Below are 17,908 nucleotides of genomic sequence, written 5' to 3'. Positions count from 1 at the left end.
AAAGAACCAATTGGAGGAAAGAAATGGAAATTAGTATGTCAAGTATGGTTGCTCCAATTGGTAAAGTTAGAGTTTGGTTGGGTATACGTACGCTAACTAAATTAACAAAAGAACAGTCAATTCAATGGTCTATTGATGGTATGGCTGTAAAACCAAATAACTGGAGTACGCCTCTGACAAATGTCGATTATAAAGACTTATGTGATTCTCCTTTTTATTATACAGGTATATATGAGTTTGATGTTCATCATATATTTTATAAAAATATTATATCTATTACATTGAGAATAGGTGAGAGCGAAAAAAATATAAAAACAAGGCAAATTCCTGATTCAATTGAAAAGTGTGATAACAATAAAATTAGTATATTATTAACATCTTGCTATAGTCGTCTCGATGATAAAGATAATAAGAATATTGAGGAGTTGCTAAAGATATTAAAAAACATAAAAATTGATATGACTATTATGATGGGAGATCAAGTTTATTTAGATGATATTGGATGGATTAGAAAAATTGGAGAGTATTTTCAAAAAAGTAAAGAAAATATCAAAGATAGGGTTTTATTTAGAAAAGTGTTTAGGCCATTAGGTTATTTAGAAGATACCATTAAAAGAAAATATTATAAAAAACTAATGTCTGACTTTTTATTTAATTATTGGGAGAATTGGAAAGATAAATCCAATGGATTTGGAGAAATTCTTCAGTTAGCTCCTTGGGTTAGTATTCCAGATGATCATGAATACTGGAATAATTATCCTATGAGAGCATTTACAAGTGTTGATAGTATATTAAATTTTTCTAAAGAAATTTATCAAGAATGTGCTCAGCAATGTTTTAAAAAATTTCAGACAGCTAATTATGATTTTAATCAAAATTCATTTCAAGTAGGAGATTCTTTTTATTTTAAGATTGACCCTATTTCATTTTTCTTGGCTGATACAAGAAGTTGTAGACAAAATTTTGATAATAGATTTGCTATGAGCAATAGAGCTTGGAATGGTTTTAATAATTGGAAATTATCACTTTCTAAAAATGATTACCCAGTCATTGTTACAGGCCAATCTCTTCTAGAGACTGGCATCTCAATTATAAAGGAACATATATTTGATGCGAATCTTGCAGATTTTAATGATTATATCTTATGGTTAAACGGTATTGCAGAGATAACAAATGATACTAGAGGTATGCTACTTTTAACAGGTGATGTACATTATCCATCTATTAGAAAAGGAATATATAAACAAAAGAAGATATTTGAAATTATTAGCTCTCCATTATGTTTAGTACAACGTTATACTGGACATAGAGAGGCTAGCTATTTACCTAAAACTATAGATCTAAAAGGAGATAAGATCTCTTTTGAATTATTACTTAAAGAAGTAGATGATATTAGAAAAGGTGATCATGTAACGTTATTAGAGATATCTTTAGAAAATAATGATATTTTTTTACAAATTACAAGATTTTTATTGAATGAAAATGGGTATAAAATTGCTTTCCCTAAGAGATTGTTAAAAAAAATAAAACTAACATAACTTTTGGGGCTGTAGTAGATTAGAAGTGTGCTAGTCTACTTTTATGAAGATAACTAGATGTAAATTAAGTAAAAAAACTCAAAGAAAACTACTTGAGTTTTTTATAGCAGAGGTAACCGCTAGAACAGCAGCAGATTTACTTGGTATTCAACCTAATTCTGCTGCTTTGTTTTATAGGAAAATACGCCAAGTCATCATGTACTATCTTGACCAAGATGCCATAGAGGTTTTTGAGGGACAAATTGAGCTAGATGAAAGTTATTTTGGTGGTGTTCGCAAGGGAAAACGTGGGCGTGGAGCTGCGGGAAAAGTAGCTGTATTTGGTATGCTTAAACGTGGTGGCAAAGTTTACGTCAAGATTGTTCCAGATACTAAGACAGCAACCTTAATGCCGATAATTACTAGAAAAATTGCTCCAGATAGCATTGTTTATACAGATAGCTATCGTAGTTATAATGCTCTTGATGTAAGTGATTTTAGCTATCATAGAATCAACCATTCAGAAAAATTTGTTGAGGATAAGAACCATATCAATGGAGTAGAAAATTTCTGGAATCAAGCAAAAAGAGTGCTAAGAAAATATAATGGTATTGACCGAAATGCCTTTATATTGTTTATTAAGGAATGTGAATTTATACCAATTTTCAGAATTAAATTAAATTTTAGCCCACTGCCGTTGGGTTAGGGATTTTATAGTATCGACAGCCTCACAAATGCCTTGCCACGCTTGGCAACACCCATCTAATATTGCTTCGATATTTGAATAGCAGCGATTAGATAAATACCGCTTCTTCATCATCAACCAAACTTGCTCCATAGGGTTAAGCTCAGGTGAATATGGAGGGAGCTTCAATATGCTTACATTTGGTAAATTTAAACTCTCCTGATGCCACAATGCGCCATCCATAACTACAACAGCATGTTTTCCTTGAGAAACATATTTACTTATTTCAGCCATATGTAGTTGCATTGTCACTTTATTTACTTGAGGTAAAATCAGCCCTGCACTTGTACCATGCTCAGGGCAAATTGCTCCAAATATATAACGACACAGAAATTGTTGTTGTCTGATCAACCGTGGGCGTTGCCCACAATAATGCCATATTCGACTTAATGAACCCTGTTGTCCTATACGTGTTTCATCCTGAAACCAAATTTCAACATCTTGAAGTGCAACATGTTCAGGTAATATTGACTCAACTAATGCACTGAAGTTTTTTAAAAATCTTCTTGTTTTGCTATATCTGCTTGTGGGTGTTGGCTGCGTGCAGAAATCCAGCTCATTCCTATACGTTTTAATACATGGTACATACCATTACGACTATAATCTACTTTGAAGTGTTCTTTTGCCAATTCCACAATATCATCACAGACCAAACTTCCTCTTTCTTTGTCTTCCTGTTCTTTTACAATCAATGTTTTAAAGGTATCTATATCTTGCTTGGCTAACTTGGGTTTGCGTCCTGAGCGTGGTTGGTCGTAGATACTGGATAATCCATATTTCCAATATTTTCGCCTTGTTTTCATGACAGTATGTTCTGAAATATACATGGATTCTGATATTTCAGGCGTGCTTTTACCGATTGAATATTGATGTAAAATCAATAGACGTGTTCTTGCCCGAGGGTCTTTTTCTCGTGTGGATAATTCCCCAAAATTGTATGCACTTAGGTCATGCTGAATCTGTTGATTTTTCATCTTATTAGTTTAACTTATTTTTGGGGATTAGTATTAGATTCAATTATGGTAGTCCAAAAGAGCAGTTAAAAACACTACTCATTTGGACAGATATTTAGGCTTATCTACTACAGCCCCTAACTTTTAATAAAGTTCTTTTACGGACTTCTTACTTTTGGATATAGTAGCTTAAGTTAAGATGGATTCAACAACTGCTGTTGAATCCATTTTACATTTTTAGGACTAAAAAGCTGGTCAATGTTTTTCCAGATGATATGGAATCCATATCCGCCTTGTTTCATCTCTTTAACGGCATCCTCAATTGACCAGTTCTCGAAAATAATACGATACATGGCAATGGTCGCACCTGTGCGGTCAGAACCATGATAACAATGTACCAGAACTTTCTGATTGTGTTGCTTCGCCGTTTGAATGGTCTGCATGGCTTCAAGCAAGTCATTCCGATCAATCGACCATGTATTGATGGGAATATGCACCAGATTAAATGGCTGATCCCTTAAAACCTTGGCATCTTCATTTCTTGCGCGCAGGTTGATGACAGTGCCAATTTGATGTTTTTTCAGGAAAGGGATTAACTGGTTGCTGGGTTGTTCACTGCGAAAAACATCAGGACTGATCTGGTAAAAATTATGTGTATCTGAAATCAGTACTCCCCAATGCTGGGGCCTTTGATGCTCCTCCAGACTTGAGTGTTTCATACAACCACCCAAGCTTAGGGATGATATGAAAATAACAGTAATCAGTGTCTTGTGCATATTATTGGTAACGATTGAATTCAACTGGATCATGCGCACAAATTAACTCAATGCTCGGTTCATGTTGAGCCAGATATTGTAATTGCTTCAGGTTGTGTAAACGTTGCTGGTTGTCCTCAGCCAGTAATCGTTCTGTTAAATCTAATGCCTTTAACCTGTTTTTAGGATTGAGTTCGAGATGTGAGAAATAGGCATCTCCACAGAATAAAATCCAGCCATCCTGTTTCTTGACCGCAATCGCACTATGTCCAAGCGTATGACCGATGAGGGGAACCATCAGAATTTCATCCTGAAACAGGGGAAGGCCTTTGACCTTTTGCAGGTTAAACCATGCCTCACCATCAGTCTGTTCTGCAAAGTTCCAGTGTCGGTGCTGTTTAAACTGTTCGGTTTTATAGCGAAGTTTTCCTTTGGCGGAAAGGGATTGGGTGGCATTAAATTCAGAGGCCAATACATGCACAGTGGCATTTGGAAAGTCTGAAATACCGCCAGCATGATCGAAATCAAGATGGGTTACAAAGATGTATTTCACATCGTTGGGGCTAAAGCCAAGTTGCTGGATCTGCTGGATGGCACTGAGTTTCAGGTTGGATTCAAACTGCCCAAATCGGCTGAGCAGCTTGCCCAAACGCTGTTCGGTATGTAGGTAATCCTGCAAGCCCAAACCTGTGTCAATCAGAACCAGACCCCGATCAGTCTCGACCAGTAGACAGTGGCAGACCAAATGGGCTTTCCAGCCTTTTTGTCCAAACAAGGGGGCACAAACGGGGCAGAAGCTGCCGCAATGCAGGTGGTGGATGTTATAGATCATGGTGGTTTTTATTATGTTTCGAATCGAATTATTCTTATAGCGTATTGATTCAAAAATACCAAGATTAAACGTTCCCTAAATTCCATTGAATTTAGGGAAATTTTTTATTGCTACGCACTTTGTTTGTCTTTCGCTTCGATTGAAGCCTTTAATCGGCTTCAATCTCTTAACTCACAGCATAACTGTTCGCTTTCTTGCGAAGCTTTAGTCGCTTCTCAGGAACGAGCGTTGCTCGTTTTTATATACTACGCACTTCGTTTGTCTTGCGCTTCGCTTGAAGCCTTTAATTGGCTTCAATCTTGCTCAGGCTGTGGTGTCAGTCTTAAATAAGGTTTCACTGCCGTATAACCTTTAGGAAAGCGCTGCTTGATTTCCTCTTCATCTTTCAGTGATGGCACAATTACCACATCCTCACCCTGTTGCCAGTTGGCGGGTGTTGCCACTTTATGCTTGTCAGTCAGTTGGAGTGAATCCACCACACGCAACACTTCATTGAAGTTGCGGCCTGTTGAGGCAGGGTAGGTGATGATCAGGCGAACTTTCTTGTTCGGATCAATAATCACCAGTGAACGTACCGTTAAGGTTTCGCTGGCATTTGGGTGGATAAAACCATAAAGCTCAGACACCTTGCGGTCTTTATCCGCAATAATCGGGAAATTCACCGTGGTGTTCTGGGTCTCGTTAATGTCCTGAATCCAGCCCTTATGTGATTCAACATCATCCACAGACAGTGCAATTGCCTTGACGCCACGTTTTGCAAACTCATCTTTTAGCTTGGCGGTATAACCAAGCTCAGTGGTGCAGACAGGCGTATAATCTGCGGGGTGTGAAAACAGGATTCCCCAGCCACCCCCTAGAAACTCATAAAAATCAATAAGGCCCTCGCTTGATTCTTGTTGGAAATTTGGGGCTATATCACCTAAACGTAAGCTCATTCTTGGTCTCCTCATTCTGCTTATCTGATGCTGTGTCTTCTTACTATGCGCCAATTTATATATGAATCAAATCATTGTTTTTTTATTTGATTATAAGTTTTTTATATATAGGTGAGGTGTTGATGATAAAAAAATGATCAGAATTTCACATGCAAATCGATGTAACTTAAATGCAAATTTGCTACATTAACGCTCTTTGGTTATGCATGTCAGAATCGCCTCGCAGATTTTTTTACCTGTTTGGATGCAAAGCACTTGTAGTTCTTATTTCTGACTCCATAATAACAACCAAGAAAAAATTAACCGACCTAGGGTTTGTTGATCTTTGCGACAAACCTTATAACAAACAGGATTAGAGAGTTTATTCATGTTGGCAAGTCTGATCGGAGGTATCTTCGGTACTAAAAATGAGCGTGAACTCAAACGCATGCGCAAAATTGTTGAACAAATCAACGCGCTGGAACCGACGATATCTGCTCTTGGCGATGCAGACCTCTCTGCAAAAACTCCAGAATTCAAACAACGTTTTCAGAACGGTGAAAGTCTAGATAAATTATTGCCTGAAGCCTTTGCGGTGTGCCGTGAGGCGGCAAAGCGTGTCATGGGCATGCGTCATTATGATGTGCAGTTGATTGGTGGTATCACCCTGCACGAAGGTAAGATTGCCGAGATGCGTACGGGTGAGGGTAAAACCCTGATGGGTACACTGGCCTGTTACCTCAATGCCTTGAGTGGTCAGGGTGTTCACGTCATTACCGTAAACGACTATCTGGCACAGCGTGATGCCGAGTTAAACCGTCCTTTATTCGAATTTTTAGGTTTAAGCATTGGGGTGATCTACTCCATGCAAATGCCTGCCGAAAAGGCACAGGCCTATAATTCAGACATTACCTACGGAACCAACAACGAATTTGGTTTCGACTATCTTCGTGACAACATGGTGTTTTCTCTGCAAGAGAAAAAACAACGTGGTCTCAGCTATGCCATCATTGACGAAGTGGATTCAATCCTGATTGATGAGGCGCGTACGCCATTGATCATTTCAGGACAGAGTGAAGATTCTTCCCATCTCTATCAGTTGATCAACAGTATTCCTCCGCAACTACGTCCACAGAAAGAAGAAAAAGTGGCTGATGGCGGACATTTCTGGGTCGATGAAAAACAGCGTTCAGTTGAAATGACTGAAATCGGTTATGAAACCGTTGAACAGGAACTGATTCGCATGGGGCTGCTGGCTGAAGGTGAAAGCCTGTATTCAGCAGCAAACCTGAATCTGGTTCACCATGTGACTGCCGCAATCCGTGCACATTACCTCTATCAAAAGAACGTGCATTACATCATTGGTATTAATCCACAGTCACAAAAAGAAGAAGTCATCATTGTGGATGAGAGCACGGGTCGTACCATGCCTGGCCGTCGTTGGTCGGAAGGTCTGCATCAGGCGGTTGAAGCCAAAGAGAACATGGAAATCCAGCCTGAGAACCAAACGCTTGCAACCACAACTTTCCAGAATTATTTCCGTCTATATAAAAAGCTTTCAGGTATGACAGGTACTGCCGATACTGAAGCTGCGGAAATGAAAGAAATTTATGGCCTAGATGTTGTCATTATTCCAACGCACCGTCCAATGGTTCGTAAGGATCATAACGATTTAATTTATTTAAACCGTAATGGTAAATACACCGCGATTATTGAAGAAATTACCAATATTCGTCAGCAGGGTGTTGCACCGATCTTGATTGGTACTGCAACTATTGAAGCAAGTGAAATCTTGTCTTCTAAGTTGCTACAAGCAGGTATTCATCACGAAGTCTTGAACGCAAAACAGCACGAACGTGAAGCGGATATTATTGCGCAAGCGGGTAGTCCAAATGCGGTGACGATTGCGACCAACATGGCGGGTCGTGGTACAGATATTTTGCTGGGTGGTAACTGGAAAGCCAAGCTTGCCAAAATTGAAAATTCAACGCCTGAAGATGAAGCCCGCTTACAAGCACAATGGGAAAAAGATCACGAGGATGTTTTAAGTTCGGGTGGTTTGCATATCATTGGTTCTGAACGTCACGAATCACGTCGTATTGATAACCAGTTACGTGGCCGTGCAGGTCGTCAAGGTGACCCAGGTGTATCTCGTTTCTATTTATCGCTTGAAGATGACTTGATGCGTATCTTCGCGGGTGATCGTGTGGTTGCCATGATGCGTGCAATGGGCTTGCAGGAAAATGAAGCCATTGAGCACAAGATGGTGAGCCGTTCAATTGAAAATGCACAGCGCAAGGTTGAGGCACGCAACTTCGATATTCGTAAGAACCTGTTGAAGTATGATGATGTCAATAACGAGCAGCGTAAGATTATTTATTCCCAGCGTGATGAGGTTCTGGCGGAAAGCACACTACAGGCCTACATTGAGGAAATGCACCATGAAGTGGTGAAAGGCCTGATTGCGAACTTTATTCCACCAGAGTCGATTCATGACCAGTGGGACATTGCTGGCTTGGAAAATGCCCTGCGTACCGATTTGGGCATTGAGCTTCCTGTACAGCAATGGCTGGATCAAGACCGTCGTCTGGATGAAGAGGGGTTGATTGAGCGTATCTCTGATGAGGTAATTAAGCGTTATCGTCAGCGTCGTGAACAGATGGGTGATGAGTCGGCAGCGATGCTTGAGCGTCACTTTATGTTGAACTCACTGGATCGTCACTGGAAAGACCACTTGGCAGCGATGGACTACTTGCGTCAGGGTATCCATTTACGTGGCTATGCCCAGAAAAATCCTGAGCAGGAATACAAGAAAGAGGCATTTAACCTGTTTGTGAACATGCTGGGTATTATCAAGTCTGACGTGGTGACGGATTTATCCCGTGTCCATGTTCCAACTGCTGAAGAACTGGCTGAGTTAGAGGCTCAACAGCAGCGTCAGGCCGAATCAATGCGTCTTTCTTTTGAACATGATGATGTTGATGGCTTAACAGGTGAAGTGACCATTTCTGAAGAACCAGACCGTTCATTGGCAAATGCCCAGTTCGCAGTTCCAGAAAGCCGTAACGCACCATGTCCATGTGGTTCTGGCTTAAAATATAAGCAATGTCACGGTAAAATCTAGTTTTAGGCTGATTTTCAGCTGTGATGAAAAGCAGGACTTAAGTCCTGCTTTTTTTACGAGAAGTAACTTGAGTCACAGCTGGCTTTATAGTTAGATTATTGGGATTATTATTCTTGATTGAATGTGTATTAAAAGCGGGAAAGCAATGAAAAAAACATTACAACTTTTGATTTTGGCAAGTGCGGCAGTCTCTGGTTTTGCAGTTGCGGAAGACGCACCACAAACAACCACTGTGGACAAGGTACTTGCTGCACAGGGCAACACCACAGCAGAGGCACAGGTAAAGCGTGATGTCACCACCATTATCAGCCCGCGCACAGGAATTCGTTATACCTTGGGTGATACAGGCAATCGTCCAATCGTTTTACAGACTGCGGCGATTGCGCCTGCAAACTCTGCCAATATCAACCGTATCGTGGCATCAAATCCTGCTTTGTCTGCCAAGAGTCAGGAAAAAGCCAAGATTGCCCTGATTGGTGAGGCGGCTGTTCAGGCGGCAGATATGGCAGCGCAAACTGCCAGTGCAACACCTGCACAGTAAGCCTGATTGGGGAAGAAATATAAAGCTATGTTTCTTCTCTTTAAATAATCCTGCTCACACAGGCAGATAAACAGGTGTATCCTGATTGAGAGTGGATACTAAATTGACCATTCAACTGTTCCATTCTCATGTGCATACTCTGCATACCAATACTTATTCCTGACTGTTTAACTGCATCAACATCAAAGCCAATTCCATCATCCTCAATTTTTAGAATCAGTTGCTGTCCCGAAAAGTATAATTTGATGGCTACATTTTTTGCCTGACTATGCTTAATAATATTGGTGAGCGCCTCTTCGGCAATTCTTAAAAGAGTTAAACATTCTAATGGCGTGGGCTGGAATTCCCACTGTTCAGGAAAATACCATTCAGAATGAATGTCTAATTCCTCAAATAACTGATCAAAACGATGGCGTATGGGCGCACCCCATAAAACAGGGGATTCAGGAACCTTAACCCCATTACTTGAACCATGATCAATCACCTGCCTTAAATCATCACGTAATAATTTTAAAATAGATACAAATTGTTGATTGCTGAGGTTGCTGTGGCTTTGATCAATCATTGCGATGGAACGCACCAATGCGCCTCCCAAGCTGTCATGCAGATCATGAGCAAGATTGATTCGTTCCTGTAGTTTGATATTGGTCAATTCAAGCTGATGCTGGGTATTGAGGGAATCATTGAGTTCAGCCTTGACTGTTATGACTTTTTGTTCAAGTGTTTCATTGAATGCTTCAATCAGCTTCATATTGCGCACTAGACGCATGGCCAGTGTAATGGAAATAAAGATGACGGTAACGGGTGTGGTATAAATGATGGTAAAATAATTTATTTCACTGTGTTTTAAGAATAAAATTAGATTATATAACCCAAGTAGTAAATATAGGACCAAGCATAATGCGAGTAAATATTGCTCGATTTGTTTGGAGTGATAAACAATATAAGGATAAATTAGGCAGTTTAGGATAAAACCCAATATGGTGTAGATCAGGACAATTTTTAATATCCAATCCTGTTGCTGGACTGGCAAGGTCAAAACCAACACAGCAAAAATAACCACACTGAGCCAGATAAACTTTTCAAGTTTAGGGTAGGTCTTACCTGAAAAACGCCATGTGTAAATAATAAAGCACACCACATAGCACAGCAAAAATATGATGTTTGCCCGAGCCACATCAAAGGTGTGGATAAAGGGAGCAGGATCAGTACTGAGTAGGTAATAGGTAAAGATTGACCAAAACGCACAGGCAAGGGCAAACCAGCCAAACGCTGTTTCCTGCCGCCGTAATATCCAGATGGAAAAGCATAAAATACCCAGTGTAATCGAGCAAATCAGCCGAACCAAATGAGAAAAGCGTTGATACCACCATTGCTGTTGATAGTGCTGGAAAGCCAAGTCAGGTTGCCCTAGATAAATTTTCCCCAAGCCAGGTGACTGTGCTGCGATACCTGTCACCCGAATTAAAATTGTATTCTGTCCTTGATGTAAAGCGGTGGCAGGAAAGACCCAGTAACGGGGCATATTCCAGCTACGGGACAGGGGTTCTTGCAGGGATTGGTCTTGCCAGATGAGTTGCTGGTTCAGATAAACTTGCCCTGCCATATTGATGGAATGAACAGCTAAGCCAATAGAGCTGCGCTGATGGGTTGGACAAAGATAATCCCAACTGATTCTGTACCAGACATGACCATCATAATTTTTCCAGCGTTTCTGCCAATGGTCAGGTAACTGAACTTTTTGCCAGCCTTTTTGTGGAACTTGCGAGGGTTCACTTGTGGCTTGGACAACCTGAATATGTCGAATTTCGGCAGTACAGTCTGTTGCAGCATAAGAGCTAACAGTTAAACCACTGAACAGGATAATGACAACACAGCAAAACGCTAAAGTAGCCTTAAAGAGCGAGCGGTATCTATTGCCTCGGTTCGGGTACATACGGCAAGTTTCCGATAAATATGTTGAATGTGGGAATTTACGGTATGAGGAGACAAGTTAATCTGCTTGGCAATGGCTTTATTGGTCAGTCCCTTTGCCACCCATTCCAGAATTTCCAGCTCTCGGCTAGAGAGTAACAGTTCCTGTTCTGACAAGGGATCTTGGTCTGATGGTGTCAACTTGATCTGCGATAAAATCTGTTGTGCAACAAACGGGTCAATCGGTGAACCACCCTTGAAGATACTGCGTAATAATAGGGTCAGTTCAAAATCATCACGTTCCTTAAGCAGATAACCTGTTGCACCTGCCTGAATTGCCGACAAAATATCAGATTGCGTATTCCATGCAGAAATGACAAGAATGGGAATCTCAGTATCATGACAACGTACATGTTGAATCAGTTCCCGACCATGTCCATCAGGCAAGCCTAAATCAACAATACAAAAACCAATCTCATGCTGTCCAAACAACACTTTGGCATCTGCAATGGTGGTACTAAAAAAGACGCTATCCAGTGAATAACCAACAGACAATAGCAAGTAGGACAATCTGCGCTGCATAACAGGATCATCTTCAAGCACCAATACAGGTGTTGGTAAAATCAGTTCTAAATGCGACATTGTCTTCTGTTCTATGATTTTCAATCTATGCTGTAGTATAGAGAACAGCCATATAAATTGACCATCACTTAAATAAGTGATTCATATGTTTTATATACGATACTTTTATGATCAGAGGCCTATATTTATAGTTAAAATCACTTATTTGAGTGATAGCGATACACGCCATAAAAGATTCAATAAAAAACCGCAATAAGATTCAATCATCATATTACGGTCATTCTACTGGAGTCTCTAAAACAGTTTATTGTTTTTAAAGGTTGGTTCACATTATTTAAAGCGATTGGCAATCACTTTACCCATGTATTTTTCCACCTCATTGATATTTTTAAGCTGCCCTAAAACCATAAACTTGGCGTTATTAAAGTTATTTTCTACTGCATTGGTCGTGGTTAAACGACGTGACCAGCGAGTTTGACCACTTGGATCATTCACCCAAACCGCATAATCACCCGTCGCTGTGACAAATGCGGATGCAGGTGCACCGTTTGCGACAGCAACATCTTTGAGCATCCCCTTACTATTATAAGCTGGATTACCAAATAACCCAGTCCATATCGAATTTTCCATATACATCCAGTTGGTTAAACCCAATATTTCATTACGAGTTGTGGATGGTATGCTGAGGTTCTCGGTCAATCTGCTGAGTACCGCCTGTGTGGTTCCTGTATTATTATTAAATTGAATGTAGTTAAAGTCACCGACTGGATAGATGACATAAGGCAGAATATCCTTGCGATAGCCTTGATAGACATTGATAAACATACTCGATACTGGCAATTCAGCCTGTGGTGCAAGTGCCAGATAGTTATTACGTGCTGTTTTCAGTTCATGGAATAAAACACACTGACGTTTATAGGTCATGGATGAGGACAGCGTATCTGGACAATCCTGTGCAGGGAGATTATTTTCCTGATCCAGCGCATTGTAATATTCCATAAAGAGATAATATGCCATCGTGTTGATATCATCATAATATTGAACATGATTTTGAATGGCGGTAATCACTTTTGGACCAAAGAACACGGTTTTATTGAGATCTGAACTTTGTGGAAATTGTACATTGATCAGGTTTTCAATCATCGACGCATTACCCACAGTTCCATTCAGGGTGGAAGAGACGAGGGTACGCTTGGTCATCAGGTTTTCAATGGCAGTTTTCAGTCGTTTACGTTCATTAGGTTGTAATGAAGATGGCAATTGATGTGCATTTTGTAAATCAAACAGAATAATTTTAACCTGTTCCACATATTCTGATAATGCAGTGGTTTGGGTCAGTAATTGCTGAATACGTTGCTGTTGGGCGGCACTTTCCAGCTTCACATCAATTTTTTCGATTTGTCGTAAAGTTTCCTGAACGCCACTTTGAATCTGGTTGATCTGGTTACTCATCACATCCAATTTCTGGTTCACCTGACCCAATTGTGCCATGATTTCATTATGGCGTTCCGATGCCTCAAAATCACTTCCCAGTCCCATAAAACTGAGGGCTTTACCCATAAGCTCGCCACCAATCGCACCAACAGCACCTTTTGCCAACTCGATACCAATGCCTTTCACCAAAGGATTCAGCCCAAGTAGCGGTTTATATGGGTGCTGTAAGGTGGCATCAGCCGCGATTTGATCAACCGTTTTATTGATTTGGGCATCAAGGCCAATGCCTGCTTTATTGGCCTCGATGAGATGGTCTGAGACAAAACGGGCTGCATTAAACAGGTTCGGATCAACGCCGTCCTGTGAGGTTAATTCTTCAGGTAGCATTAAATAATACGAAACCCGTTTTTCCGCATCAGCCAAAGACAGGTTTTTTTGCTGGACTAAACGATCTACCAGCGTAGAACGAACATCAACCTGAATGATGCTATTCAATTGCTTAGGTGTAACGGACGTTGATAATATCGCACAACTGAGTTCCACCAATGTGTCAGTACAGGCCTTGCTTTCGATACGCAACTGCTTTAATTGCTGTTCTGTAACAGGCAGGGTCTCGACTAAAAAATTGCCGTTATTAAAGCTTTTACTGTTGGCAACTTCGGTTGTTCCACTGAACACCTTAAACTGGGTATCTGTGGATGGTTTCGCCAGTGTAATTTCACCCCTGAGCGTTTGTACGGTTTTCACTGGTTCTATAACAGTTGGACTATCATCATCGTTATCCTGATGACATGCAGACAGTGAAGTGGCAATCAGTGTTGCCACCACTGTTTTTGAGAAGAAATGGGGGGTAAATCTATTCATGTCATCATCCTTTATGGTAAATAGCACTATAAGGATTTGTAAATTATAGAATTATTATTTTGATGTATATCACTCATACTGAGTATTTTTGAGCCTTGAAACACGGGTTTATATATAGAATTATGCGCTGTTTGTATATCACTTATATTAATTACTTTTACGCTTTCAGATGAAAATCCTAACTTTTTAGATAATGAAAATAGCAAGGACATCACCTCATTTAGCTTGCAACCCAGCAAGAGAATTGAAGTGATGCCCATTTATCAATTTATTAACGTGAGTTTGACGAAAATATGATACTCGGAAACGTCATCCGCAATTGTTCGAGACAGGACTCCGTTAATAAGATGCTGTTTCTGCGATTCATTAAGTTAGCTGATGACAGTCAACGAGTTTTGCGGATGACAATGGTTTTGCCTACTTTTCCCGAAAGAAAAGTAGGGCTAGTCGCAGGCTGATCTAGAAATTGGCTGAGAACTCGGCAAGACTCCGCCAAGATCATTTTTTTCAATAAGTTAGAGAAATCTTTAAGTCAAATTCAGGTTAGGGTTAACTTTTATAAAAAGCTTGGCAGCAAGATGAGCCCGATAATCATGCCAAACAGCAGCCATTTAGATACATAGTATAGACGACGGTTACGTTGCTTTAAGCCACGACCATAATGGTGTACCGCATAGCCGTATTTAAAGATGCGATTGATAAAGCCAGTTTTGTCCTGATCATCATTTGGCGAGCTTGCCGCAGACATGACATTGCGTCCAAACCAGTGGTTGAAACGTTGTGCCCAGCCCCATTTCATCGGACGTTCGATGTCACAGAACAGGATAATACGGGTTTGATCAGTCTGGTTATGCGCCCAATGCACATAGGTTTCATCAAAAACGGTGGCTTCACCATCTCTCCAGCTATAACGTTCCTGATCGACCTCAATGAAGCAGTCATCGCTATTTGGTGTGACTAAACCTAAATGATAACGAACTGAACCTGCATAAGGGTCGCGGTGTTTGCCTAAATAACTTCCTGATGGTAGCTCAGTAAACATGGCAGCTTTGACAGAGGGAATACTTTCCAGTAATGCCACTGTTTTAGGACAAAGTTGCTGCGCCGATGGGTGGCTGTCCTGATACCATTTTAAGTAGAAACGTTTCCAGCCACGTTTAAAGAATGTGTTAAAACCCGCATCATTATTTTTTTCCGCCGCCTTAATCTGGCTTTGGAGTTGAATGGCTTCCTCACGAATCACCTGCCAGTTATCCTGCAATGGCTTGAGCTCTGGGAACTGTGCCACATCAAAGAATGGTTGATTTGGGAGCTTTGAGAAGCCAGTCATAAACATATTGACGGGTGCCAAAAACGTGGAATGATCAAATAATTGTCTAGAGGCTTTTAAGCGTTCTTTACCACGATAATAGGTATATAAGAAGCTGAGCAAAAATACGGCAACGATAATCACTGCGTACATAACACAATCGTCTAAAAAAATGGAAGCGGTAATTTTACCATAAAAAATATTTTGGAAAATGTTGTGATCTATTTAACAGGGTAGGCTTGGGTATTGCCCGATAAATGGTATTCCAGATGATCCAGGTTTTTTTATTTTTGGATCATCTGGAAAATGAGGTTTAAATCTGGTTGTTTACATCATCATGCTTGGTTTCACGAATCAGTAAAAACGCGATTAAAGAGAGAATGGATGCCAAACTGAGATATAAACCAACAGCACCCAGACCATAGTTTTCCGCCAGTTTGGTGGCGATATAAGGGGCAAAGGATGCACCAAAAATACCTGCCAAATTGAATGTCAGGGCTGAACCTGTGTAGCGTACTGAGGTTGGGAAAATCTCAGAAAGTACAGTGCCAATCGGGCCATAAGTCAGTCCCATGATGGAAAGGCCGATACAGAGGAACAGGAACACCAGTATTGGATTACCTGAACCCAGTAGTGGCGCAAAGCATAATCCGAACAGTGCTGAAAGTACGCAGACAGCAATCGAGGTGTTTTTACGGCCAAACTTCTCTGCAAAAATCGCAGACAGCGGAATAAATGCTGCAAAGCATAGCGTGGCAATCAACTGCAAGCCAAGAAAATCACCGCGCGCATAACCGAGCTTGGAGGTTCCCCAATTGAGTGCAAATACTGTGGTCAGATAGAACACCACAAAGGTACAGATTGCGGCAATGGTGCCCAGTACCAACATCGGGAAATGCTTGGTCATAACTTCCTTGAAAGGGACATTGACCTCTTTCTGCTTATTCAACACTTTCTGGAAAGCAGGGGTTTCATGCAGTTTTAAACGGATATACAAACCGACCAACACCAGAATTGCACTGGAGATAAAGGGAATCCGCCAGCCCCATGTCATAAAGGCCTGTTCAGACATAAAGGCATTCAGCAGGAGGAATGAACCTGTTGCCAGAATAAAGCCAATCGGTGCGCCAAGTTGTGGGAACATGCCATACCATGCACGTTTACCCTCTGGAGCATTTTCAGTGGCAAGTAAAACCGCGCCACTCCATTCCCCACCCAAGCCTAAACCTTGTCCTAAACGGCATAAGGCGAGTAGCAATGGGGCAATAATGCCAATCTGGGCATATGTCGGAAGCAGCCCGATACAGACAGTGGAAATCCCCATGGTGAGTAGGGCGGCAACCAATGTGGCTTTACGCCCAATTCGATCACCTAGATGTCCAAAAATCGCCGCACCAATCGGGCGGGCAATAAAGGCGATGGCAAAGGTTGCCAGTGATTTGAGTACCGCAGCACCATCACTGCTTTCTGGAAAAAATAAATGGGGGAAAATCAGGACTGCCGCTGTGGCATAGATATAAAAGTCGAAAAACTCAATCGTAGTACCCACCAGACTGGCAAATAATACCCGTACCTTTGAATTACTGGCCACTTCAGTGGTGACAGTCGTAGCGTTTGACGACATACAAAACCTTAATGTGATTTATTCAGGAAACAGTAAAACCTTTCCTGAAAATTTCTTTTGAATGCGGAATTTACCCAGCAAGCTGCCTGCGATGCATGGATTTATAATACATAGCAATAGATCGCTAAAAAGTGTAAACCTGCCCCTAATAGCACAAAAACATGCCAAATTGCGTGGGTATATCTTACCTTTTTTAAAGCATAAAACAATGTGCCGACCGTATAGGCGAGTCCGCCTGCGACTAACAGCTGTATTGCATCTTGCGCAAGATAACGTTGCATATCGTCCATGACCAAAACAGCCAACCAGCCCATCACCAGATAGGCTGCCAGAGACACTTTCTGGAAACGGTGAATAAACACCAGCTTAAACAGTGTTCCAATCAGCGCAATGACCCAGAGGGCAATCAGTAGGTCGTGTGCCTTTGCCGTTGGAATGGCAATGCTGAGAAAGGGCGTGTAAGTCCCTGCAATTAAATAATAAATGGCAGTATGATCGAGCTTTTTATACCAATAACGTTTACGTTCGTCCTGGGCAAAGTGATACAACATGGAACTGCTGAGCAATAATACCAGACTCAGACCATAGACCCATAAGCTGATCCATTGTCCCAAAGGTAAACCATAGCCTTTCACAATCAGAAAAATGGTAGCAATCAATGCCAGTACGGCACCCAGGCCATGACTATAGGCATTGATCAGTTCTTCTTTGGGATCATAATCGAGTGGGGAGGTTGAAGCCATTCACAGCTCATCTGAATAAAAATACAACTGTATCGTAATGCAATTTCCCTTTTAAAG

The 17,908-nt window shown here is 40.9% G+C and carries 15 protein-coding genes; 4 read left to right on the top strand and 11 right to left on the bottom strand.

Annotated features, from left to right (window positions below; all coding sequences use genetic code 11):
* The first annotated feature begins 23 nt into the window (after positions 1-23).
* Entirely contained in the window at positions 24-1,538 is a 1,515-nt protein-coding gene (locus QLH32_RS07700) for a metallophosphoesterase family protein (RefSeq protein ID WP_283268979.1), read from the top strand.
* A gap of 43 nt (positions 1,539-1,581) precedes the next feature.
* Positions 1,582-2,223: an IS1595 family transposase gene (locus QLH32_RS07695; RefSeq protein ID WP_283268978.1), complete on the top strand. Its 642-nt coding sequence runs from the start codon at positions 1,582-1,584 to the stop codon at positions 2,221-2,223.
* On the opposite strand, the gene QLH32_RS07690 is transcribed toward QLH32_RS07695, so the two are convergent.
* The 5 genes from QLH32_RS07690 to QLH32_RS07670 all read right to left on the bottom strand — a co-directional run bounded on the left by QLH32_RS07690 (position 2,194) and on the right by QLH32_RS07670 (position 5,737).
* Positions 2,194-2,730, bottom strand: a complete 537-nt coding sequence (locus QLH32_RS07690; protein WP_283269262.1) for an IS630 family transposase — start codon at positions 2,728-2,730, stop codon at positions 2,194-2,196. The two genes, QLH32_RS07695 and QLH32_RS07690, sit on opposite strands and share 30 nt — an antisense overlap.
* A gap of 26 nt (positions 2,731-2,756) precedes the next feature.
* On the bottom strand, positions 2,757-3,236 hold the full coding sequence (locus QLH32_RS07685) for a helix-turn-helix domain-containing protein (RefSeq protein ID WP_283266218.1): 480 nt from the start codon (positions 3,234-3,236) through the stop codon (positions 2,757-2,759).
* Positions 3,237-3,409: 173 nt separating this feature from the next.
* The gene (locus QLH32_RS07680; protein ID WP_283269305.1) at positions 3,410-3,991 is read right to left on the bottom strand and encodes a dual specificity protein phosphatase family protein; all 582 of its coding nucleotides are present in this window, start codon (positions 3,989-3,991) and stop codon (positions 3,410-3,412) included.
* Between the two features lies 1 nt (position 3,992).
* On the bottom strand, positions 3,993-4,802 hold the full coding sequence (locus QLH32_RS07675; RefSeq protein ID WP_283268977.1) for an MBL fold metallo-hydrolase: 810 nt from the start codon (positions 4,800-4,802) through the stop codon (positions 3,993-3,995).
* 293 nt (positions 4,803-5,095) lie between these two features.
* Complete coding sequence (locus tag QLH32_RS07670) at positions 5,096-5,737, bottom strand: peroxiredoxin (RefSeq protein WP_279960179.1); 642 nt, start codon at positions 5,735-5,737, stop codon at positions 5,096-5,098.
* Positions 5,738-6,104: 367 nt separating this feature from the next.
* Here QLH32_RS07670 and secA point away from each other — a divergent pair, with 367 nt between their 5' ends.
* Positions 6,105-8,840, top strand: a complete 2,736-nt coding sequence (gene secA / locus QLH32_RS07665; RefSeq protein ID WP_283268976.1) for a preprotein translocase subunit SecA — start codon at positions 6,105-6,107, stop codon at positions 8,838-8,840.
* Positions 8,841-8,985: 145 nt separating this feature from the next.
* A complete protein-coding gene (locus QLH32_RS07660) occupies positions 8,986-9,381 on the top strand; it encodes a hypothetical protein (protein ID WP_279960181.1) in 396 nt (131 codons plus the stop codon).
* 40 nt (positions 9,382-9,421) lie between these two features.
* Here the strand turns inward: QLH32_RS07660 and QLH32_RS07655 are convergent, their stop codons facing one another.
* From QLH32_RS07655 to trhA, 6 genes are all read right to left on the bottom strand, one after another.
* Positions 9,422-11,317, bottom strand: coding sequence for a sensor histidine kinase (locus QLH32_RS07655; protein WP_283268975.1), 1,896 nt, complete (start codon positions 11,315-11,317; stop codon positions 9,422-9,424).
* A complete protein-coding gene (locus QLH32_RS07650) occupies positions 11,266-11,937 on the bottom strand; it encodes a LuxR C-terminal-related transcriptional regulator (protein ID WP_283268974.1) in 672 nt (223 codons plus the stop codon). The genes QLH32_RS07655 and QLH32_RS07650 overlap by 52 nt, the downstream gene beginning before the upstream one ends.
* A gap of 270 nt (positions 11,938-12,207) precedes the next feature.
* A complete protein-coding gene (locus QLH32_RS07645; RefSeq protein ID WP_283268972.1) occupies positions 12,208-14,175 on the bottom strand; it encodes a hypothetical protein in 1,968 nt (655 codons plus the stop codon).
* Positions 14,176-14,731: 556 nt separating this feature from the next.
* On the bottom strand, positions 14,732-15,637 hold the full coding sequence (gene lpxO / locus QLH32_RS07640) for a lipid A hydroxylase LpxO (protein ID WP_267981927.1): 906 nt from the start codon (positions 15,635-15,637) through the stop codon (positions 14,732-14,734).
* 160 nt (positions 15,638-15,797) lie between these two features.
* Positions 15,798-17,108, bottom strand: a complete 1,311-nt coding sequence (locus QLH32_RS07635; RefSeq protein ID WP_279960186.1) for an MFS transporter — start codon at positions 17,106-17,108, stop codon at positions 15,798-15,800.
* A 101-nt stretch (positions 17,109-17,209) separates the two neighbouring features.
* Positions 17,210-17,851: a PAQR family membrane homeostasis protein TrhA gene (gene trhA, locus QLH32_RS07630; RefSeq protein WP_283268970.1), complete on the bottom strand. Its 642-nt coding sequence runs from the start codon at positions 17,849-17,851 to the stop codon at positions 17,210-17,212.
* Positions 17,852-17,908 lie beyond the last annotated feature (57 nt).

This window comes from Acinetobacter corruptisaponis, from assembly GCF_030053775.1.
GTDB classification, from domain to species: Bacteria; Pseudomonadota; Gammaproteobacteria; order Pseudomonadales; family Moraxellaceae; genus Acinetobacter; species Acinetobacter corruptisaponis.
The sequence above is the reverse complement of the archived record's forward strand: the minus strand, read 5'-3'. Positions and strand labels throughout refer to the sequence as shown.